Source organism: Corynebacterium sp. CNCTC7651 (genome assembly GCF_021496665.1).
Classification (GTDB): domain Bacteria; phylum Actinomycetota; class Actinomycetes; order Mycobacteriales; family Mycobacteriaceae; genus Corynebacterium.
In genome coordinates this window covers 721,162-741,507 of the sequence record NZ_CP071246.1, presented here as the reverse complement: position 1 = coordinate 741,507, position 20,346 = coordinate 721,162, and the positions used below count along the sequence as shown (strand labels likewise).

The following is a 20,346-nucleotide window of genomic DNA, read 5'->3' as shown; positions in this document are numbered from 1 at the left end:
TTAGATGATGCGAGCGATCGCCTCGCCTTTTTTGTCTAGAGAACCGAACTCATTCGAGTGCGCGGTCTCAAAAGCAGATGTCTAAGGCCCCTCTTACTTTTCACAGGTCACACCCGGGGCATTCAAGCAGGGCGGCGGTGCATTGCACATCACAGCTCTGATGGCGAATGCGAGCAAGTGAAATACGAGCTGCATATTGGGGGCGATATGGCCGCCGACTCCACCGTCGATGACCAGGTATCACCGGTCTCCTATTTCTTGTCACGACTGGAGACCGTACTGGGGTTTTACGACGCGGTCGCCTGGGACCCGTACTGGGGTTGCGACGAACTTGATGCGATGCTCGATCGTTCGGAAAACGAGGTGGCTGCGCCCTACGTAGACCCAGTGAAGTTAGAGAAGCTTAACACCCCTCACGCTGCGGGGGCGCAACTTTCCGACGTGTTGTAAGGGCTCAAAGTCGCCCAACCCTGCCTAGAGCAAGGCGAAGGTGCACGATCATAGCGCGCGGCACCACGCACCCCTGCTCCGCTGCTTCGAGGTGGATGAAGCTCCGCTGAGGGCCACATTCTCCAACTTGGTCATTGAGCACGGCGAGTTTGAGCTGGCCTAGTTGCCCGTTGCCCGCTTCAAGCGGTCGATGTGCTTGGATGCCTCGGCCTTGGTCAGGTTGGCCGGCAGCTGCTCCCCCGCCTGCTTGGCCAGGGTGTCCAGGTAGGACTTCTGGGCTTCGGTCATCGGGTCATCGCCGGACACCCAGTCAGCCGGGTCCTTCTCCAGCGTGTCGTCGCCCTGCGCGTCGCCCGTTGCGCCGATCATTTCCTGCTGGCCGGACGCGTCCTGCCCGATCGGCGCCTCCTGCGGGTCGTTGCGCTGGCCGCCGGCGTACTCGGCTTCCGCCTGCTTCTGGCTGGCCTCGGTCACGGGCTGGCCGGCGGCCGCCTGCTGGCCGTCGACGGCCGGCTGGTCGGTGGGTACCGGGCCGTCAATCTCCGGGTCGTACGGAGGCTGGTCCGGGAAGTTCTGGGGATCAGTTGGGGTAGTCATGGCGCCATGCTACCGGTCACGGGGTTGGCGCGGGGTGAAACAGCTAACGCGAAAGTCATTGACATTAGCTTTGCCTTACCTTAATGTTCTTTGGGTACCTGTTACTTAGCTTAGGCTTCCTTAAATGAAGGGGTTGCGTTGAAACTCTCACGCAAAATTGGTGCAGTCGCCGTTGCGCTCGCCACCACGCTCGGCCTGGCCGCCTGCTCCGACTCCGGCAACACCACCGCCAGCACCACCGCCAACACCGCATCCTCTGAGGTTGCCACCTCGGCAGCAGCGGCGGAGAAGCAATCGTCGGCACGCACTGCGGACGCAGCGCTGACAGTGAAGGATGCGGCGGGCCGCACCATCGAGTTCGCAGAGATGCCGGACCGGATCGTGCTGGCGGAGGGCCGCGCAGCCTACGCCACTGCCCTGCTGCAGGAGAACCCGCTGGACAACATCGTTGCGTACGGCCAAGACCTGGTGAAGAACGCAGGCGCGTTCCGCGAGAAGCTCCTCGAACTGCAGCCGGAAGCGAAGGACCTGCCGGCGATCGGCATGATCCAGAAGGGCGACGTCACCGTTGAGAACCTGCTCGCGCAGGACCCGGACGTGGTCATTATGACGCTCGACCAGAAGAAGGCCGCCGAGGAGGCCGGCATGATCGCGGACATGGATGCCGCCGGCATTACTTACGCCTACATCGACTTCCGCCAGAAGCCGCTGGAAAACACCACCGTGTCCATGCAGCTTCTGGGTGACCTGCTCGGCCAGAGCGAGCGCGCCGCGAAGTACAACGAGTTCTACGACGCAAAGGTCAAGGAAATCTCCGAGCGTGCAGCCAAGATCGCCGAGAAGCCGGACGTGCTGCTGTGGACCGCGGCCGGCTACAACGAGTGCTGCGCCATCGCAGGCAACGTGCACCTGGGCACCTTGGTCACCGCGGCCGGCGGCCACAACCTCGGCCCAGAAGTCCTCGGCCCGGAAACGAAGACCATCACCCCTGAGAAGCTGATTGAGCTCGACCCGGAGAAGATCATCGTCACCGGCGGCGAGTGGGCGCGCGACCCGAACAAGACCGACCTCTTCCGCCACGTCGAGATGGGCTACCAGTCTAATGCCGAGCTGGCGAAAGAAACTTCCAGCGGCCCGCTGCAACTGCCCGGCTTCGAGCTGCTCGAAGCGCCGCAGACCGGCAACTACTTCGCCGTGTACCACCAGTTCTACGACAACCCATTCAACGTCTTCGCGCTTGAAGCCTTCGCCAAGTGGATCCACCCGGAGGAGTTCGCTGACTACCACCCCACCAAGGACTTCATCGAGTTCCACAAGGAGTGGATGCCGTTCGAGTACAGCGGCGTGTTCTTCTACGATCCTGCGAACCCGGACGAGAGCTAACCCATGACAACTCGAGTTTCCGCGGAGCCCGTCGCAACCGTGGATGCTCGCCAGGCCGCGATTGCGAGCTACCACAAGCGCGGGCGTAACAAAGCGTTCGCCATCGTGGGGCTGGTCATCGCGGCTTTCGCGAGCTTCCTCGTCGCTGTCGTCGTCGGCCCTATCGACATCGCACTTGCCGACGTCTACAACGCCGTTTTCCGCCCCGAGCTGGTGGACGATCAGACCCGCGTGGTCATTCGCACCCTGCGCTTGCCCGCCGCAGTGATGGCACTGCTGTGCGGCGCCGCGCTCGGCCTCGCTGGCGGGCAGATGCAGACCATCTTGGATAACCCCCTTGCCGAACCCTTCACCCTCGGCATCTCGGCGGCGGCTGCGTTCGGAGCGGCGATCGCCATTGTGATGGGCTGGACGCTCATCCCGAACCCGCAGTTCAACCTGGCGCTCACCGCGGCGATCGCAGCACTTCTCGCCGTCGCTATCGTGGCAGCCGCGTCCGTGTGGCGCGGCGCCACCGCCGAATCGATGATCCTCCTCGGCATCGCGCTGAGCTTCTTCTTCCAGGCCCTGCTCTCGCTGCTGCAATACAGCGCCAATATCGAAGCCCTCCAGCAGATCGTGTTCTGGACCATGGGTTCGATGCAGCGCGCGAACTGGACCGCGAACATCATCCTCGCCGTGGTCGTCGCCGCAGCGATCCCCTTCTGCGTAGTTAACTCCTGGCGCCTCACGGCACTTCGGCTTGGCGACGATCGCGCTGCCGCCCTCGGCATCGATGTCAAGCGCCTGCGCCTCACTACCCTGCTTGTGGCATCCTTCCTGGCCGCCTCGGCGGTCGCATTCACCGGCATCATCGGCTTCATCGGGCTTGTCGGCCCCCACGTCGCCCGCATGCTGGTGGGCGAGGACCAGAAGTTCTTCCTTCCCGGCGCGGCAGCCGCGGGCGCGATGCTGCTCAGCGTGGCGTACGCGGTATCGCTCTCCATCATCCCGGGGCTGGCGATCCCGATCGGTATCATCACCTCGCTGGTCGGCGTGCCGTTCTTCGTCTTCCTCATCTTCACCCGCGCACGAAGGAGGGGCTAGACGTGGCAATTTCTGCTGAACACCTCACCGTCGGCTACGGCCGCACCACGATCATCGACGACATGACCTTCGGCCCGCTCGAAGAAGGCAAAGTCGTAGGCCTCATCGGCCCAAACGCCGCCGGCAAGTCCACGCTGGTGAAAACCATCGCGGGGATTAAGAAGCCGTCGCAAGGCACCTGCTCCATCGTCGTCGACGGGCGCGAAGTCACCGGCAAGTCTCGCACCACCGCCATCGGCTACGTGCCCCAAGACATGCTGACCACCGCGTCACTCACCGCGTTCGAATCCATCATGGTTTCCGCGAAGCGCCGCGGCGCGGCCGATATCGATCCAGTCGCGGCAACTGCGGACATCATGGAGCGGCTCAACATCACGCACCTCGCCGACCGCATGGTCTCCGACATGTCCGGCGGCCAGCGCCAGTTGGTCGGCGTCGCGCAGATGCTCGTGCGCTGCCCGAGCGTTTTGCTTCTCGACGAACCTACGTCCGCCCTCGACCTGCGCCACCAGGTGCACCTGCTCGACATCATCCGCAACGAAGTGGCGGGGACCGAGAGGCTTGCCCTGGTTGCAATCCACGACCTCAACCTCGCCGCACGCTTCTGCGACGAGCTGCTCGTGGTCAAAGCGGGCCGCGTCGTGGCGCTGGATACCCCGGCCGCAGTACTCAACCCCGAGCTCCTCAACGAGGTCTACGGTATTAATGCCCGCGTCCTCGACGACGCCGGCGTGCCGGTCATCTGCCCTGTGTGAAAGCGCAGGCATGAAGACGGGGCAGCAGCTAGATGCATGGGCACATGCGTTTGCCGCCGCCGGCCTCTTACACCAGCGGCCAGGGGAACTGGTATTGCGAGTGCGGCTCGGGCAGCCACGGTAAGCGCACCAGCCGGCTCGCGCGACTCTTCAGCGCTTCCACCTCGGCATCGGAAAGGAGTTCCGCGACCTGATCGGGCACGGACTCCATCAACGGCTCCACCACAGCGATCCACTCGTCCGGGATCGGGACGTGCGCGAACTCCCAGATCACGGTGCGCAGCTTCGGGTCTTCGTGAAAGCACAGCCCCTGGTCAATTCCCCACACACGCTCGCCACGCTCACCGCTCTCACCAATCGCGCCCAGCAGCACGTGCCCAGACTTGCGGTCCGTGTTGTTTGCCAGCAGATCAAACACCGCCAGACGAAAGAACTGCTCGTGCAAATCCTCGCGCGTCTCCAACAGCGGGAAGTAGTGCGACCCGTCGTTGTCCACGTAAAACTGCAGCGACCCTACCCCGAACGGCTCCACGTCACGCACCACCGTCGGCGGCACCTGATTCCACCCCAGCCACTGCGAGAGCAAGAAAGCCGCTCGTTCGCGCCGCCACAACCCCGGCAAGAAATCGTTCAGGTATTGCTCCCCGGCTTCGGGCTTGTAGATGGCCCAGCAGTAGTCGTCGTCAAGGGAAAGCTCCACCACGAACGCCGCGTTCGAGGACTCGGCGAGCTGCCCGACAAAGCCCACCTCGCCGTGGGTCAGCAGGTTCAACTGGGCCTCAAAGTCCACGGGCATCAGAGCTCAAGCTTTGCGACGGACCCTGGTTCCGCCTGGGCCTTTTGGAACTCGTCCAAGGGTTTGCCGGCGAAGTGAGTCAGCGCGGCCTTGATCGGGTCGGCGTGGGAGAAGCAGGCGACAACCTGGCCAGGGTGCGCGGCCGCGATGCGTTCAAGGCCCGCGACGATGCGGTCCTGCATCTCCGCGAAGCTCTCTCCGCCTGGGAAGCGGAACTGGCTCGGGGTCTTCTGCACCGTCTCCCACTCAGGTAGCTTAGCCAGGTCAGCGAGCTTTTCTCCGGTCCATGTGCCGAAATCGGCTTCCAAGAGGGCGTCGTCAAGCAAAGGCTCTATCTTGAACTTTTCGGCGAGCGGCGCGGCGGTTTCCTGGGTGCGCTCGAGCGGAGAGGTGTAGATCGCGTCGACGTGCTCGATGCCCTCGGAGACCTTGCGTGCCTGCTCCTGGCCTTTTTCCGAGAGGTGGAGGCCCGGCGCGCGGCCCGGCAGGACGGTGCCTGTGGTCGGCGTTTGCCCGTGGCGGATGAGGAGGATGGTGGTGGGCATGAAGTTGGGAAGCTTCAGACCTAGCTTGAGGGGCTCAACCTCGAGATCAACGGGAGGCCCCTCGATCAACAGTTCATCCACCTTTATTTTCTCTGAACCCTCCACGGCCCACTCCTTTTACTGCGACTGACTCCCAGCACCGAAGCCGTTCGCGATACTACGGATCCTTACTTACGCGCGTGACGTGCGACGCGTGCGCGGTTTCCGCAGGTGTTACTGCACCAGTGTTGACTGTCGCGCATTCGCGTGTAGTAGAGCACGCAATTCGGTCCTTCGCACTTCTCGAGCTGGGCCACCTGCGGGGCAGAAACCGTAAAAGCGCAGGAAAGAGCGACCTCAGCCATGAAGCTTTCAAGAGGGTTTCCACGCCCAGCGAAGTCGATCAGCGCTTGAGACTTTCGCTTGGGAATCGCTGGGTCGATTTCCACGGAACCAACCAGCGCGTTGAGTGAATCTGCGATCTGATCTCGGTCGTTGCCGAGCGCGTGCTCGTAGACCGTCGCTACCCCATCGCGCAGACCCCGTAGCGCGTCCAGAGCACGCGCATCCACGTGAGCAACCGGCGGCCTCGACAACTCCTGCGTCATCACTGCAAACCAATGCTCGGCCAACTCCGGAGTTTCCAGGGCATCCACAATCTTGCGGCCGTCGTAGAAGCGACTACTCAGAAATTGCGTGGAGATGGGCTCGAAAGGCCGAACCAGCACTCGGTCAACGGTGTATTGGGCTTTCACCTAACGCTCCTCCATCCCTCATGCTGCAACAACCGGATGAATTAATGCCTTTCACGTTAGTGCCAATGTCGGTAATTCTAAAGCTCGCTAATGCCAAACCCATTAGAAAGGATCTGCAGATGTCTCTCATCCAAACCAAAGCTCCGCCAAGACCCGCTGGAAGCGTCATCCTTGTAGCTACCGCGTCGAGTGTCGCCGCTCTTCTTTCACTCGCTCTGCTCACTGCGACTTCCGGTTACGAATGGCTCATTCCACCAATGGCCGCATCGATGGCACTGATCATGGGCGCACCAAGGTTGCCGCTCTCTCAACCTCGCAACGTCATTGGCGGACAAACAGTGAGTGCAACCGTCGGTGTCGCGGTGGGAGCGCTGGGCGACTCCCTCTGGTTAGCAGCTCTAGCCGGCGGGTTGGCCCTGGGAGCGATGATGCTGCTTCGCATGCCCCATTCGCCCGCCGCGGCCACAGCGGTCATCGGAGTTGCCGTTCCGGTGGGCTGGTCGTTCGTCCTTCTCGCTTTCCTTGCCGCGGCCGTTCTGGTCCTGATCGGAGTGCTCGGCAACCGACTCAACGGCGCAACCTACCCCGAGTACGTCTGGTAGCGCCTGGAAACTGGGGCTGCCTCACAGCGAACGTGCGTACCCTGGCCACCATGAGCCAAGCTCCAAGCATGTCCACCCTCGGCGAGCTGCGTGCCGCCGGGGCAACCTACAAGCCCGTGCGGAAGGAACTGCGCGATAATCTGCTGGCCAAACTGCGTGCCGGCGAGGACCCGTGGCCGGGTTTGCACGGTCTTGAAAACACTGTGATTCCGCAGGTGGAGCGCGCGATTCTTGCCGGGCACGACATTGTGCTGCTCGGTGAGCGCGGCCAGGGCAAGACCCGCCTGTTGCGCACGCTTCCATTGCTTCTCGACGAATGGACACCCATCCTTGAAGACTCCGAGCTGCGCGAGCACCCACTGCACCCGATCACGGACGCCGCGAAGCGCCGCATCGACGCCGAGGGCGACGCGACCCCGATCACCTGGCTGCACCGCTCCGAGCGTTATTCGGAGAAGTTGGCCACCCCGGACACCTCGGTGGCGGACCTGATCGGCGATGTCGACCCGATGCGCGTGGCCGAGGGCCGCCGCTTGGGCGACCCGGAGACCATCCACTACGGCCTAATCCCCCGCTCCAACCGCGGGATCGTGGCCATCAATGAGCTTCCGGATCTCGCCGAGCGCATCCAGGTCGCCATGCTCAACGTCATGGAAGAAGCTGACATCCAGATCCGCGGTTACATGCTGCGCCTGCCGCTGGACGTGCTGGTCGTCGCCTCGGCGAACCCGGAGGACTACACCAACCGCGGCCGCATTATCACCCCGCTTAAAGACCGCTTCGGCGCGGAGGTGCGCACCCACTACCCGCTTGAGCTGGACGCGGAGATCGCCGTGATCCGTCAGGAGGCCGACCTGGTGGCACAGGTGCCGGACGTGATCATGGAGATCCTCGCCCGCTTCACCCGCGCACTGCGCGAGTCCGACGCTGTGAACCAGCGCGCGGGTGTGTCCGCCCGCTTCGCCATCGCCGGCGCGGAGACGGTCGCCGCCGCAGCCCAGCGTCGCGCGGCCGTGCGCGGCGAGGACGAGGCCGTGGCTCGCCTGGTTGACCTCGAAGCCGCCGTCGACGTACTCGGCGGCAAGGTGGAGTTCGAGCACGGCGAGGAGGGCCGCGAGTGGGACATCCTCGAATACCTGCTGCGCAACGCCGTCGCCGAAGCTGTGCGCGGACGCATCCGCGGCCTCGACTTCGGCCCGCTCGTCGAAGCGCTCGACGGCAACACCTTCATCACCACCGGAGAGCAGGTCACCGCTCGCGAGTTCTTGGAAGGTTTGCCCAGCTTGAGCAGTTCGTTTTACGACGACCTCGCGGACGCTTTCAATGCCTCCAGCGACGGCGAACGGGCCGCCGCGATCGAGCTAGGCGTGGAAGCGCTCTACCTGACGCGCAAGATTTCGAAGGACTCCGGAGAGGGCGAAACGATCTATGGCTAACGCCTACTCTTCGCGCGGGCCTAGGCGGGGTGCCCGCTACCGCGCGTACACGCCGGGGCCGGACCCGTTGGCCCCGCTGCCGGATCTGACCAAGGCGGTGCGCGCCATCGCGAACGATGTGATGGCGGGCTACTCGGCGGAACAAGCGCTTCGCGAGTATCTGCGACGAGGCGGTCAAGGCATCGAAGGCTATGACGACCTGATGGCGCGTCTCGCGGAGCGTCGACAAGCAATGCTTTCGAAGCACAACCTGACCGGTACCTTGCGCGACGTGCAGAAATTGCTCGATGAAGCTGTGCTTGCGGAACGCGGCCAGCTCGCGCGCGACGTGGAGATGGACGACCTTGACCGCTCCATGCGGGAGATGACCTTAGACAACCTGCCGGATTCGCCGGCGGCTGCAGTGAGCGAGCTCGGCGAGTACGAGTGGGCATCTGGCGAGGCGCGCGAGAAGTTCGACCAGATCAAGGATCTGCTCGGCCGCGAGATCTTGGACCAGCGATTTGCCGGCATGAAGGGCGCGCTGGAGAACGCGACTGATGAGGACCGCGCGGCGGTGGCCGAGATGCTGCGAGACTTAAACGTGCTGCTGGGCAAGCACCGTGCGGGTATGGCCACCGACGCCGACTTCAACGAGTTCATGGCGAAGCACGGCCACCAGTTCCCGGAGAACCCGAAGAATATCGACGAGCTGGTGGAGCTGCTCGCGCAGCGCTCAGCCGCCGCGCAGCGCATGCTCAATTCGATGACGGAAGAGCAGCGCCGCGAGCTCATGGAACTGGCTGCCCAAGCTTTCGGCTCCGAGGAGCTGATGAACCTGGTCTCCGAGCTAGACGCGAACCTGCGCGGGATCCGCCCCGACCTCGACTGGACCTCCGGCGAGCAGTTCTCTGGCGATGACCCGCTGGGCCTCGGTGATGCTTCGCGCGCAATGCGCGACATCGGCCGCATGGACCAGCTCGCCGACACGCTTTCCGGAGCGCGCCCCAGTGACATCGACCTCGATGACATTGCCGACCTGCTCGGCGAAGACGCCGCGACCAACGCCCAGATGCTCAAAGACCTCGAGCGCGCGCTTCGCGACTCGGGCCTGCTGAACAAGGGCGAGTCCGGCTCATTGCAGCTTTCACCTCGCGCGATGCGCATGTTGGGCAAGGCATTGCTTGACGACGCCGCGCAGCATCTGTCTTCCCGCGAAGGCCAGCGCGACACGCGCTTGGCCGGGCAGACCGGGGAGGCCACGGGCGGGACCCGGCCTTGGGAGTTCGGTGACACGCAGCCGTGGGACACCACCCGCACGATTACCAACGCCATCCAACGCACGGTGGCCGAGGGCGGCGACGCGGTGGGGCTCGTCGACGGCGTGCGCATCCAAGTGGGCGACATCGAAGTTGTAGAGACCGAGGCACGCACCCGCAACGCTGTCGCACTTTTGGTTGACACGTCCTTCTCTATGGCGATGGAGGGCCGCTGGACACCAATGAAGCAGACCGCGCTTGCGCTGCATCATCTCATGTCCACGCAATTCCGCGGCGACGAGCTCACGCTCATTGGCTTCGGACGCTACGCCCAAACGCTGTCGATCGAAGAGCTCACCGCCCTACCGCCGATCCAGGAACAGGGCACGAACCTGCATCACGCGCTGCTCTTGGCGGAGCAGTTTTTCACCCGCCACCCCGGCCTCGACCCAACGCTGTTGGTTGTCACCGACGGCGAGCCGACCTCCATGCTCACAGAGTGGGGTGAGGCATACTTCAATTGGCCCACCGACCGCATTACGCTGGCGCGCACCATCGACGCGCTCGATTCGGTGACCAAACGCGGCGCGCGCATCACCTTCTTCCGGCTCGCCGACGACCCCGGCCTCATCGCCCTGCTCGATGCAATGGCAAACCGCTCCGGTGCTCACGTCGTAGCGCCAGATTTGAACGAGCTCGGCGGCGCGGTTGTCGGCGAATATCTGCGTGGCTGGTTGTAACCTCGTCGTACGGATCGGTCTTTGCTGAGGTCTACAACGGGGCATCGCGCACTCGCTCGCGGGGTCAGCGGCGAGGTCGATGCCAGAAAACAGTGTCACGCCTGCCATTACACCGCGCTTAGTCGAGCGGTGCCTTCCGGTTTCGCGCCGAGGCCATAGCGAGCGCTGCGAGCAGCACGAGGACACCCGCGCCAGCGGCGATCTTCCACCACAGGCCGTTATCGCCGTTCTGCCTCATGCTGTCGGCCGGGTTGGCCTCCGCCTGCGAGATGGTCTCGCGGATCCAGCTCGCCTGGTCCGCCACCGGCGCCACCGCCACGGCGGCGTTGCTGGTCATTTCCTCTTCTGTCGGGTTGTCCGGGTCTTCGAAGAGGCCGGCGGACATGATGCCGGCTACCTTTCCTCCGTCGAAAATCGCCCCGCCCGAGTCCCCCGGCTGGATGCGCGCACCGTTTTTCAGCGCGACGTGGAGCGCGGTGGGCGCCTCGAAGAGTGCCAGCGGAGACTCGCCCCGCACCTCCGCTTCAGCGGACGGGAGGCGCTCCGACCCGCCGGAGCCGTCGCTGGACCAGCCGTAGATGTTCACGTCGCCGTCCGGTACGGTGTCCGCGATCTCTGCGAAGCGGCTGAGCTGCATCGGCTGGACGGTGTGGGCGAGTGCGATGTCGCCGCGGGGTGCAACCTCCCAGCGGTCCACCTCGTAGACCTTTTGCATGTCGCCCTGCCCGGTGCGGACGGAGCCGCCCAGCTTCTTCGCGGCCTCTACGCAGTGCCGCGCGGTGATCACCCAGTGCTCCCCGATCGCGGTGCCGGTGCACACGCCGTCGGCCGGGTCCTTGTCCTCCACGCGGACGGACACCACCGGCTCCGCCTCTGCCGCGTCACCCGCGAACATGGTGCTCTCCATCGCGAGTGCCTGCGGCGGGGTCAACCCGGCCGCCATCACCGTGGCCAGCCCCAGGCCCGCCAGTCGCTTCGAGTTCATGTGTTTTCTCCTTATCTATAAACGTGTTGATCGTGTTCGCGCCCGCTGCAACCACGCGGCGAAGGACATCCTCGAGCGGACCGCGGCGGAAGAACTGCAGCCACAACGTGGCCAGCACCGCGGCGCCGAGCACGGTCGGCCAAATGCCGATGAACGGTTCGGTGACCACGTGCAGGCAATACAGCGTGAGCGGCATCGCGCCCATCCGCGGCAGCACGCGCTGCCAGGGTTGCGCTACTAGGCAACACAGGGCAGTGATGCCGAGCGACGCACCAGTCGAACCCGCCACGTCAATCAGCCCGCCCGTATGCCCGTCCGCGTCGAAGAACCAGTGCAGCGGCACGTACCAGCGCACGGCGATATCCGCCGCGAGTGCCACCAAGCCCACAACGGCACACGCGACCAGCCGGGTCGCATGCCCCAGCACGTGGCGGTGGAACAGCATGCCGGCGAGCATCAGCACCGCCCACATGCCCGGCGAATACATCGCCGGAATCACTTGCGCCGCAGACAGCAGCGCCAGCGGCACCATGAGCGCGGCGAGCCATGTCGAGTCCCACCTCGGCGCCCACGCGAGCGCAATCATGCAGATGCCGAGCGTGCCCAGCACGATGTAGATGTTGGTGGGCACGAGCGAAAGCAGCGGGTGCAGCGCAACCAGCAGCGCACCGCGCACAACGAAGTGCGCGGGCGTTGCGCCCTTCGCCGCCATCAGGGACATCGAGATGCCCGCCACGAAGGCGAACAGCGCCGAGGGGAAGCCGTAGAGCACCTCGCCCGCAATGCCATTGGGAAACGTGAGGTGGGCGAAGAACATGCCCACCAGGGCCAGCGCCCGGGCGACATCGATGCCCACAATGCGGCTTGGGTTTCGCGTCTGCATGGCAGCGAGCGTAAAAGCGCCGATGTTGCGCTCGCGTTAACACCGCCGCAACAGCTCCGTCGATACCATTTTGACCATGACAATCCGAGTGCTCGTGGTAGACGATGAGGAGTATCTGGCCGAGGCCGTCGGTGCCGCGCTCACCCGCGCAGGCATGCGGGTCTCGCTCGCTTTCGACGGGGCTGAAGCACTTTCGCTTATCGACGCTTCTTCGCCCGACGTCGTCGTCCTCGACCGCGACCTGCCCGAGGTGCATGGGGATGAGGTGTGCAAGGCAATCGTCGATACGCATCCGGCAACGCGCGTGATCATGCTGACTGCGTCGGGCACGCTCGATGCCCGGTTGGAGGGGTTTTCCCTGGGTGCGGATGATTACCTGCCAAAGCCGTTCGAGCTGCCGGAGCTGATTGCGCGCGTGGAGGCGCTGGCGCGGCGCAATGCGCCCGAGCGCGGTGAGGTCTACCGCTGCGGCGATGTGCGCCTGGATACGTTCAAGCGGACGGTAACCCGCGGCGATGCGGTGATCCCGCTGTCGCCCAAAGAATTCGCGGTACTTGAGGTGCTGATGGCTGCGGGCGGCGGCGTGATCTCCGCCGAAGAGCTGCTGGAAGAAGCGTGGGACGCGAACGCGGACCCGTTCACCAACTCCCCGCGCGTGACGGTGTCCCACCTGCGCCGCAAGCTGGGAGACCCGTGGATTGTGCACACCGTGACCGGTGCCGGCTACTACGTGGCAGAGGAGGAACGCTGATGCGGCGGCTCAGCCTGCGCGCACGCATCACCGTGATGTTCGTGCTCACGGTGCTTGGTGTGGGCCTCGCCCTGATCGGGCTCGTGTACGCGTACCTCCGGTTCACGCCCGTGCCGTTTCAGGCGGTGCTGGGTGCGGATGCTGCGGAAGGTGCGGGCCCGGACGCGGCGGTGATCGATGCCGCCGTGCCCATCACCCGGGAAATCCTGCGCGTGGTGTTAACGATCTCTCTGGCTGTATTGGCCGTGCTCACTGCGCTGAGCGGCGCGATCGGCTGGTGGGTGGCGGGGCTGGTGATCAAGCCGCTGCGCACCATCGCGGATGCCGCCGCCGAGGTCACGCACGGCGATTTGGACCGGCGCATCGAGCACGCGGGACCTGACGATGAGGTGGGCGAGCTGGCCGCGGCGCTGAACGCCATGCTGGATTCGCTCGCCGCGTCGATTGCGGCGCAGCGCCGCTTCGCCGCCAACGCGTCGCACGAACTGAAGAGCCCGATCGCGACCATCCAGACCGTGGCGGACGTGGCGCTGGCGGATCCGGATGCGGCCCCGGAGGACCTGCGGAAAGCCCTCGAGCGCGTGCGCGAGGTGAACACCCGCGGCGCTAGTGCCACCTCCGCCCTGCTCAGCCTCGCCGAGCTGGAGGGCGGGACGCGACCTGCGCGCGAAGCAGTGGACTTGAGCCACCTGTGCGCCGACGTTGCACACGAGCGCCGGATCACGCACACCGCCATCCCGGGCAGCATCACCGTCACCGGCGACCCGGAACTCCTGCGCCAAGCCGTGGACAACCTGGCCCGCAACGCTATCCAGCACGGTGCGCCGGGCAGCGCCTTCCTTGTGCTCGAGCGCACTCCCGCCGGCGGCGCCGTGGTCACGGTGCGAAACGGCGGCGACGTGTTCGAACAATCCGAGGTGGACACGTTCGCCGAGCCGTTTGCGCGGGCGCGGAAACGCGGGCGGCGCGACGGCGGCCACGGATTGGGCGTGGCTCTCACCCGAGCTATCGCCGCTGCCCACGGTGGATCGCTCTCACTCACGGCGCGCTCAGAGGGCGGCGTGGAAGCAGAGCTGACCTTGCCCTAGTCGCGCGGGAGGGAACACGCGTTCGACGGTCGGCCAGGCGAGGTGGGGCGGCACCTGTACCTTGAGGACCCACCCAAACAATGCAAGGAGGCACCATGCCCACACCCCTCTCCCCCATCTCCCGCGCCCGCGGAGTGCTCTTCGGCCAGGTCATCGGCGACAACTTGGGCGCGCTCGTGGAATTCTCCGATGCCGCGAGCATCCGCGCCGCATACCCGGGCGGCGTGCGCGAACTCACCGGCGGCGGGCCGCACTACGTCGCCCCCGGCCAGCCGACGGATGATTCGGAGCTCGCCCTCGCGCTCGCCCGCAGCCTTTTGCGCAACGGCGGTTTTGATAAGGACGACGTCCAGGCCAGCTACCGCCGCTGGGCGGCGTCGCATCCGTTCGACATCGGAAACACGTGCCGCGCGGCGCTGCGTGAGCCGTTCCACTTCGACCCCGAAAGCAAGTCCAACGGCGCACTGATGCGTGTGAGCCCGCTCGCCATCGCCTACGCGGGCGCGCCCGGGGAAGCTGGGAGCTTCGCGCGTGCCGACGCTACCTTCACCCACGTCAACCCATACCCCGGCGACGTGAACGCGGTGTACGTCGCAGCACTCGCGGACGTGATTGCGGGCGCGGACCCGGTCGATGCACTGCTCGCCCACGCTGGCCCCTTGCGCGACGAGGTTGAAGCGTTCACGGCCGCCCTGCCGGAGGACGTCCAGGACCGCAACGGTTTTGTCCGCCACGCATTCCACCTCACCTGCTACCACGCGGCGCATGCCACGTCGTTCGAGGAAGCCCTTGTGGAAGTCATCGCTATGAGCGGAGACACCGACACCAACGCCGCCATCGTCGGAGCATTCCTCGGCGGAGTCATGGGCGAAGACGCGATTCCGCAGCGCTGGCGCGACACCATCACCGCCTACCGCCCGGAGATGGGCGGCCGCCCGGAGGAATACTCGCCGCACGACATCGTTGCGCTGGCGGAGGGCCTGTTCGCGCTGTCGGCGGTGTGACGTGAAGCTAAATTCGGGCCGATTCATAATATGCGCCACTCGATGATCTATGCTCTGCGGTTAACGCCACAACCGCCGTGGTTGGGTACTGATTCCCCAGGAGGGCTTCACCATGTCTCTTCGCGCTTTTAACCGCCGCGCCCGCGTCGTCGCCGCCACCCTTGGCGCTACCGCTTTGGTCCTTGCAGGCTGCAGCGGGGAGTCGTCCGAAAGCACAAGCTCCAACGCCGGCGGCGAAAGCTACAACATCGGCATCAGCCAGCTGGTGCAGCACCCGGCGCTGGACGCCGCCACCGCGGGCTTCAAGCAAGCCTTCGACGATGCCGGTGTGAACGTGAAGTGGACCGAGCAGAACGCCAACGGCGAGCAGGCCACGGCACTGACCATCGCCCAGCAATTCGCGGGCCAGAAGCTCGACGCCGTGCTGGCAGTAGCTACCCCGGCCGCGCAGGCGATGCTGCAGAACGTCACCGATACGCCGGTGTTCTTCACCGCTGTCACCGATCCGGTTGAGGCGCAGCTGGTCAACTCCATGGACGCTCCGGGCGGCAACGCCACCGGCACCTCCGACATGACCCCGATCAAGGACCAGTTCGACCTCATCGCAGAGCTCGTGCCCGATGCCAAGAAGGTTGGCATTGTCTACTCCTCCGGCGAGATCAACTCCCAGATCCAGGTGGACAACGCCAAGGAGGAGGCCGCCGGCCGCGGCTGGGACATCAAGTCCCAAACCGTGACCAGCGTCAACGAGATCCCGCAGGCTGTCGAGGCACTGAAGGACGTCGACGTGTTCTACGTGCCCACCGACAACATGGTCGTCTCCGGCATCGCGTCCCTCGTGCAGGCAGCGGAGGAGCGCGGCATCCCGGTAATCGCCGCCGAGGCCGGCACGGTTGAGGGCGGTGCCGCCGCCACCATCGGCATCGACTACAAGCAGCTGGGCTACCAGACGGGCGAGATGGCGCTGAAGGTGCTGCGTGACGGCGAGGACCCGGCCAAGATGCCGGTCGAGACCGCCACCGAGTTCTCCTACGTCATCAACGAAAAGGCCGCCGACAAGCAGGGCATCACCTTCCCGCAGGCGATCCTGGACCAGGCTGAGAAGGTTTAAGCAGCAGCACAATGATTGGCGCGCTCGAACTCGGCATCCTTTACGGCGTGATGGCGCTGGGGGTCTACTTGACCTTCCGCGTCCTTAACTTCGCCGATCTGACGGTGGACGGCTCGTTCACCGCCGGCGGCGGCACCGCAGCCATGCTCATCATCAACGGTGTCAACCCCCTGCTCGCCACCCTGGCGGGCTTCGTGGTGGGCTTCGGCGCAGGCATCATCACAGGTGTCCTGCACACCAAGGGCGGCATCGACGGTCTTTTGGCAGGTATTCTCACCCAGATTGGCCTGTGGTCGATCAACCTGCGCATCATGGGCAGCGCCAACCTGCCGCTGCTGCGCCAAGACACGGTGTTCACGCCGCTGCGTGACCGCGGGCTCATCGGCAGTTGGGGCGGCGTGGCCATCCTGCTTGCGGTGGTGCTCGTGCTTGCGCTGATCGTGTTCTGGTTCCTCTCCACCGATCTCGGGCTGGCCATCCGCGCCACCGGCGACAACGGCCCGATGATCACGTCATTCGGCGTGTCCACGGACAACACCAAGATCCTCACCTTAGCGCTCTCCAACGGCCTGGTGGGCCTCGCCGGTGCGGCAGTTGCGCAGTACCAGGGCTTCGCGGACATCTCGATGGGCATCGGGCTCATCGTGGTCGGCCTCGCTTCCGTGATCGTTGGCCAGGCAATCATCGGCCAGCGCAAGCTGCTGCAAGGCATCCTCGCAGTGGTCGTCGGTGCGATTGTGTACCGCCTCATCATCTTCTTCGCCTTGCAGCTAGGCCTGAACCCGAACGACATGAAGCTGGTGTCCGCCGTGCTGGTGGTCATTGCGCTCCTGCTGCCCAAGTTCCAATCCATGGGTAAAGGCATTGCCAACCCCGGCGGGAAGAAGGTGAAAACCCATGCTTGAGATAAACGGCGTCCACAAGACGTTCTTCCCGGGCACGGCCAATGAGCGCGTGGCCCTCGACGGCGTCACGCTCGCCCTGGCGGAGGGGGACTTCGTCTCCATCATCGGCTCCAACGGCGCCGGCAAGTCGACGCTGCTCAACACCGTCTCCGGCAGGTTGCGCCCCGATCAGGGCACCGTGCGTATCGACGGCACCGATGTCACCAAAATGCACGAACACCAGCGCGCCAAGCTGATCGGCCGCGTGTTCCAAGACCCGCTTGCGGGCACGGCACCGAACCTCACCATCGAGGAAAACCTCTCCCTCGCCTACCTACGCGGCAAGTCGCGCGGCCTGGGGCGGGCCCTGAATCAGCAGCGCCGCGATATCTTCGTCGATCAGCTGAAATCGTTGGAACTGGGGCTGGAGAACCGCCTCACCCACAAGGTGGGCTTGCTCTCCGGCGGCCAGCGTCAAGCGCTCTCGCTGCTCATGGCCGGCTTCACCCAACCGAAGGTGATGCTGCTTGACGAGCACACCGCAGCCCTCGACCCTGAGCGCGCCGCGCTTGTCACCGACTTGACGCACTCCATCGTGGAAGAGGGTGGGCTGACCACGCTCATGGTCACCCACAACATGGAGCAGGCGCTGCGTGTGGGCAACCGCTTAATCATGATGCACGAAGGCAAGATTGTCTGGGAGGCGGACAACGCCACCAAGAAGTCGCTCACCGTCCACGACCTGCTCGCGCAGTTCGCCAAGATCAAGGGCGCGACGCTGTCCGACAAGGCCTTCTTGGGCTAAGCCTCCCGGGCTAGACTTCCCGGGTTGGCGATCCGCCCAGGAAGCCTTACGCCGCAACCCCGCCGATAACGGCTGCCGCGACAACCACCGCCCACGGCGGGAGCTTCCACATGTGCAGCGCCACGAACGCGGCGGCGGCAATCGCCATGGTGACGGGACCGGTGATGCCGGCGGTGAACACTGGGTTGTACAGCGCGGCGGCGAGGATACCCACCACCGCGGCGTTCGCGCCAGCCAACGCCGCGGACGCGAGGCGGTGCTGGCGCAGCTGATCCCAGAACGGCATCACGCCGATGACCAGCAAAGCCGCGGGCAGGAAGATCGCCACCGTAGCCAAAGTGGCACCCCACAGCCAGTTGGTGCCGTTCGCGGATGCACCCAGGAAGGAAGCGAACGTGAACAGCGGACCCGGTACCGCCTGCGCGGCGCCGTAGCCGGCGAGGAACGTGTCGTGGTCGACCAGGCCCGCCGGCACCGTCGCCTGCTCCAGCAGCGGCAGGACGACGTGGCCGCCGCCAAACACTAGCGCACCAGAGCGGTAGAAGCTGTCGAAAATATCCATGCCGGTGGAGCGCGTCATTCCGGCAAGTGCCGGCAGGGCGACCAGCAGCCCGGCAAACGCCGCGAGGGCCGCTGCTCCGACCGCGCGGGATTGGGTGCGCACCTTCGTGCCTACCACGCCGCTCGCCGACTGGGCCCCCTGCTTTTCCCCGAGGCCAAAGAGCGCCACGCCAGCCGCCATGCCGAGCGCAATCACACCGACCTGCGTGAACGGGCTAGCCACGAGCAGCACCAGCACGAATGCCGCGAGCGCGACCGCCGCCCGCTTGCCGTCGGTGACGATGCTCTTGCTCATGCCCAACACCGCCTGCGCTACGACCGCCACGGCCGCGGCCTTCAGGCCGGCCAGCCAGCCGGCGTCGGCAATGTCCCCGAGCTGCCCCACGCCGAGCGCGAAGATCACCAGCGCGATCACCGATGGCATGGTGAAGCCGATCCACGCAGCAAGCATGCCTGCATAGCCTGCTCGCTTCAGGCCGATCGCCATCCCCACCTGGCTCGACGCGGGGCCGGGCATGAATTGACACAGCGCCACCAGGTCTGCGTATTCCTCGTCCGTCATCCACTTGCGCTTCTCCACGAATTCGTCGCGGAAGTAGCCCAGGTGAGCCGTCGGGCCGCCGAAAGAGGTGAGGCCAAGGCGGGTGAAAATACGTAGTACTTCAAGCACAGGTAGGGACTGTACCGAGTGCCCAGCTGAAGTGCCCGGCAGCATTACAGTTGAAGCTGTCTCCTTCCCGCCGTGTCCTGCAAGGTTGGTGCCCACTCGTGCGCTCTTTCGCTTCCCGCTTATCGACGTTCGCCTTCACCGCCACACTCGCCCTCACCCTCTCCTCATGCAGCAGCCAGGATATGGGCTCTACCCGAGAGCCAGGTTTTACTCCTGTTTCCGCTGCGCCGGCGAAACCGGACGTGGACGTGCGTTCCCTCCCGGCGTGGATTCAGGCCTATGACGACGCGCTTGACCATCCGGATTCTTACATCCCGTACCCCACCGTCTCTTACACCCCCACCGGGAAGTACCAATATGCGGTGGTGGAAGCGAACGGAGAGGGCAACCCGGAACTGCTGATCAGAATCGGCACTGAGGACTTTGATCCGGTCGTTGTTTTGGAGTACCGCGAGGTGTACCCCGATGGGCCGGAAGAGCTGGTCTTCTCCGAGAACAGGCCCCTTTTCGCCGGCTACTCGGAGGCGATGGGCACCGAGTCCCGCGTCGAGATGTCGGACCCGGACTCCCTTGTCCCTGGTTTGTTCCAGATGACGCGCTACAACGACGAAACCTTCAGCACCTACTATCTTCTCGGGCAGGAGGGCAGTTGGAAATTTTATGACGTGGCTGACCCAGCTCGTACCCACAAGCTGCAGGAAAAGCATTACGCCATTCAGTGGCACGATGTTAATGATCGCGCTCCGCTCTACGCCGGTGAGCTCACGGCGACCCAGGACAACGGCCCCGACACCCGGAACTTGCAGCCCGGCAGCGGTGCGGTGAAGGCGGGTCCTGGCGAGATGCTGCTAGAGGGTGAGATCCGCATGCTTGACGCCGCCCAAGTGCAGCAGGAAACAAGCGGCATCTTTTTCGACGATGATCTGGCGAGCTACTACTTCCTCTGGCTCGACTCGCCCACCGAGATCAAGGGTCACCAGTACGGGACCCCGATAAGTGGTACTAGCCGATACGTCTACCTCGGCACAGCCTCTGCCGCGCCCTTCGGCGAAGGCCGCGCAGACGGGCTCAACGTTCAGCAGCTTGAAGGTCTGCGGATCAAGGCCGTCATCGCCGAGGATGACGTGGCGTATGCCAGCGACCCGCGGGTACCCGAAGATTCACCAACCTGCGGCAAGCTCACTGACTTTGAAGTGGTGGGCTAGAAAATAAACCTACCTCCCTCTGCAGCAGGCCTTTGAC

22 protein-coding genes are annotated in these 20,346 nt (G+C 64.8%); 15 read left to right on the top strand and 7 right to left on the bottom strand.

The genetic code is table 11. The features are described from left to right. Window positions 1-177: 177 nt before the first annotated feature. Both JZY91_RS03670 and JZY91_RS11705 read left to right on the top strand, forming a co-directional pair. The gene (locus JZY91_RS03670) at window positions 178-450 is read left to right on the top strand and encodes a hypothetical protein (protein WP_234948614.1); all 273 of its coding nucleotides are present in this window, start codon (window positions 178-180) and stop codon (window positions 448-450) included. A 40-nt stretch (window positions 451-490) separates the two neighbouring features. Next, on the top strand, window positions 491-613 hold the full coding sequence (locus tag JZY91_RS11705) for a hypothetical protein (RefSeq protein WP_255695754.1): 123 nt from the start codon (window positions 491-493) through the stop codon (window positions 611-613). Here the strand turns inward: JZY91_RS11705 and JZY91_RS03665 are convergent. After that, a complete protein-coding gene (locus tag JZY91_RS03665) occupies window positions 610-819 on the bottom strand; it encodes a DUF3072 domain-containing protein (protein WP_234949039.1) in 210 nt (69 codons plus the stop codon). The two genes, JZY91_RS11705 and JZY91_RS03665, sit on opposite strands and share 4 nt — an antisense overlap. Window positions 820-1,185: 366 nt before the next feature. Here JZY91_RS03665 and JZY91_RS03660 point away from each other — a divergent pair, with 366 nt between their 5' ends. From JZY91_RS03660 to JZY91_RS03650, 3 genes are read left to right on the top strand one after another with little or no spacing between them, the layout of a single operon-like run. Continuing rightward, window positions 1,186-2,430: an ABC transporter substrate-binding protein gene (locus JZY91_RS03660; RefSeq protein ID WP_234948613.1), complete on the top strand. Its 1,245-nt coding sequence runs from the start codon at window positions 1,186-1,188 to the stop codon at window positions 2,428-2,430. 3 nt (window positions 2,431-2,433) lie between these two features. Further along, window positions 2,434-3,516: an iron ABC transporter permease gene (locus tag JZY91_RS03655; RefSeq protein WP_234948612.1), complete on the top strand. Its 1,083-nt coding sequence runs from the start codon at window positions 2,434-2,436 to the stop codon at window positions 3,514-3,516. Window positions 3,517-3,518: 2 nt separating this feature from the next. Continuing rightward, window positions 3,519-4,271, top strand: a complete 753-nt coding sequence (locus tag JZY91_RS03650) for an ABC transporter ATP-binding protein (protein ID WP_370639256.1) — start codon at window positions 3,519-3,521, stop codon at window positions 4,269-4,271. Between the two features lie 67 nt (window positions 4,272-4,338). Here JZY91_RS03650 and JZY91_RS03645 read toward each other — a convergent pair whose 3' ends face one another. The 3 genes from JZY91_RS03645 to JZY91_RS03635 all read right to left on the bottom strand — a co-directional run bounded on the left by JZY91_RS03645 (window position 4,339) and on the right by JZY91_RS03635 (window position 6,346). Further along, entirely contained in the window at window positions 4,339-5,070 is a 732-nt protein-coding gene (locus tag JZY91_RS03645) for an SCO1664 family protein (protein ID WP_234949037.1), read from the bottom strand. Continuing rightward, window positions 5,067-5,693 carry a histidine phosphatase family protein gene (locus JZY91_RS03640; RefSeq protein ID WP_370639255.1) on the bottom strand — a complete coding sequence of 209 codons (627 nt, stop codon included), beginning with the start codon at window positions 5,691-5,693 and terminating at the stop codon, window positions 5,067-5,069. Before JZY91_RS03640 ends, JZY91_RS03645 begins: the two co-directional genes overlap by 4 nt. Before the next feature lie 86 nt (window positions 5,694-5,779). Further along, window positions 5,780-6,346: a CGNR zinc finger domain-containing protein gene (locus JZY91_RS03635; RefSeq protein WP_234948611.1), complete on the bottom strand. Its 567-nt coding sequence runs from the start codon at window positions 6,344-6,346 to the stop codon at window positions 5,780-5,782. A 20-nt stretch (window positions 6,347-6,366) separates the two neighbouring features. On the opposite strand from JZY91_RS03635, the gene JZY91_RS03630 reads away from it, so the two are divergent. From JZY91_RS03630 to JZY91_RS03620, 3 genes are read left to right on the top strand one after another with little or no spacing between them, the layout of a single operon-like run. Continuing rightward, a complete protein-coding gene (locus JZY91_RS03630; protein WP_234948610.1) occupies window positions 6,367-6,948 on the top strand; it encodes an HPP family protein in 582 nt (193 codons plus the stop codon). A gap of 50 nt (window positions 6,949-6,998) precedes the next feature. Then, on the top strand, window positions 6,999-8,384 hold the full coding sequence (locus JZY91_RS03625; protein WP_234948609.1) for a magnesium chelatase: 1,386 nt from the start codon (window positions 6,999-7,001) through the stop codon (window positions 8,382-8,384). Then, window positions 8,377-10,362, top strand: a complete 1,986-nt coding sequence (locus JZY91_RS03620; RefSeq protein ID WP_234948608.1) for a VWA domain-containing protein — start codon at window positions 8,377-8,379, stop codon at window positions 10,360-10,362. The genes JZY91_RS03625 and JZY91_RS03620 overlap by 8 nt, the downstream gene beginning before the upstream one ends. Before the next feature lie 118 nt (window positions 10,363-10,480). Here JZY91_RS03620 and JZY91_RS03615 read toward each other — a convergent pair whose 3' ends face one another. Then, the gene (locus JZY91_RS03615) at window positions 10,481-11,347 is read right to left on the bottom strand and encodes a trypsin-like serine protease (protein ID WP_234948607.1); all 867 of its coding nucleotides are present in this window, start codon (window positions 11,345-11,347) and stop codon (window positions 10,481-10,483) included. Further along, complete coding sequence (locus JZY91_RS03610) at window positions 11,244-12,230, bottom strand: DUF1624 domain-containing protein (RefSeq protein ID WP_234948606.1); 987 nt, start codon at window positions 12,228-12,230, stop codon at window positions 11,244-11,246. The genes JZY91_RS03615 and JZY91_RS03610 overlap by 104 nt, the downstream gene beginning before the upstream one ends. A gap of 82 nt (window positions 12,231-12,312) precedes the next feature. Between JZY91_RS03610 and JZY91_RS03605 the strand changes: the two genes are divergently transcribed. From JZY91_RS03605 to JZY91_RS03580, 6 genes are all read left to right on the top strand, one after another. Continuing rightward, window positions 12,313-12,981: a response regulator transcription factor gene (locus tag JZY91_RS03605; protein ID WP_234949035.1), complete on the top strand. Its 669-nt coding sequence runs from the start codon at window positions 12,313-12,315 to the stop codon at window positions 12,979-12,981. Then, window positions 12,981-14,069, top strand: a complete 1,089-nt coding sequence (locus tag JZY91_RS03600; RefSeq protein WP_234948605.1) for a HAMP domain-containing sensor histidine kinase — start codon at window positions 12,981-12,983, stop codon at window positions 14,067-14,069. Before JZY91_RS03605 ends, JZY91_RS03600 begins: the two co-directional genes overlap by 1 nt. A gap of 95 nt (window positions 14,070-14,164) precedes the next feature. Next, complete coding sequence (locus JZY91_RS03595; protein WP_234948604.1) at window positions 14,165-15,073, top strand: ADP-ribosylglycohydrolase family protein; 909 nt, start codon at window positions 14,165-14,167, stop codon at window positions 15,071-15,073. A 112-nt stretch (window positions 15,074-15,185) separates the two neighbouring features. Next, window positions 15,186-16,184, top strand: coding sequence for an ABC transporter substrate-binding protein (locus JZY91_RS03590; RefSeq protein ID WP_234948603.1), 999 nt, complete (start codon window positions 15,186-15,188; stop codon window positions 16,182-16,184). 11 nt (window positions 16,185-16,195) lie between these two features. After that, entirely contained in the window at window positions 16,196-17,089 is an 894-nt protein-coding gene (locus tag JZY91_RS03585) for an ABC transporter permease (protein ID WP_234948602.1), read from the top strand. Continuing rightward, on the top strand, window positions 17,082-17,873 hold the full coding sequence (locus JZY91_RS03580) for an ABC transporter ATP-binding protein (RefSeq protein ID WP_234948600.1): 792 nt from the start codon (window positions 17,082-17,084) through the stop codon (window positions 17,871-17,873). Before JZY91_RS03585 ends, JZY91_RS03580 begins: the two co-directional genes overlap by 8 nt. A gap of 46 nt (window positions 17,874-17,919) precedes the next feature. Here the strand turns inward: JZY91_RS03580 and chrA are convergent, their stop codons facing one another. Then, window positions 17,920-19,149 carry a chromate efflux transporter gene (gene chrA, locus JZY91_RS03575; protein ID WP_370639254.1) on the bottom strand — a complete coding sequence of 410 codons (1,230 nt, stop codon included), beginning with the start codon at window positions 19,147-19,149 and terminating at the stop codon, window positions 17,920-17,922. A 53-nt stretch (window positions 19,150-19,202) separates the two neighbouring features. Here chrA and JZY91_RS03570 point away from each other — a divergent pair, with 53 nt between their 5' ends. Then, window positions 19,203-20,309, top strand: coding sequence for a hypothetical protein (locus JZY91_RS03570; protein WP_234948597.1), 1,107 nt, complete (start codon window positions 19,203-19,205; stop codon window positions 20,307-20,309). Window positions 20,310-20,346 lie beyond the last annotated feature (37 nt).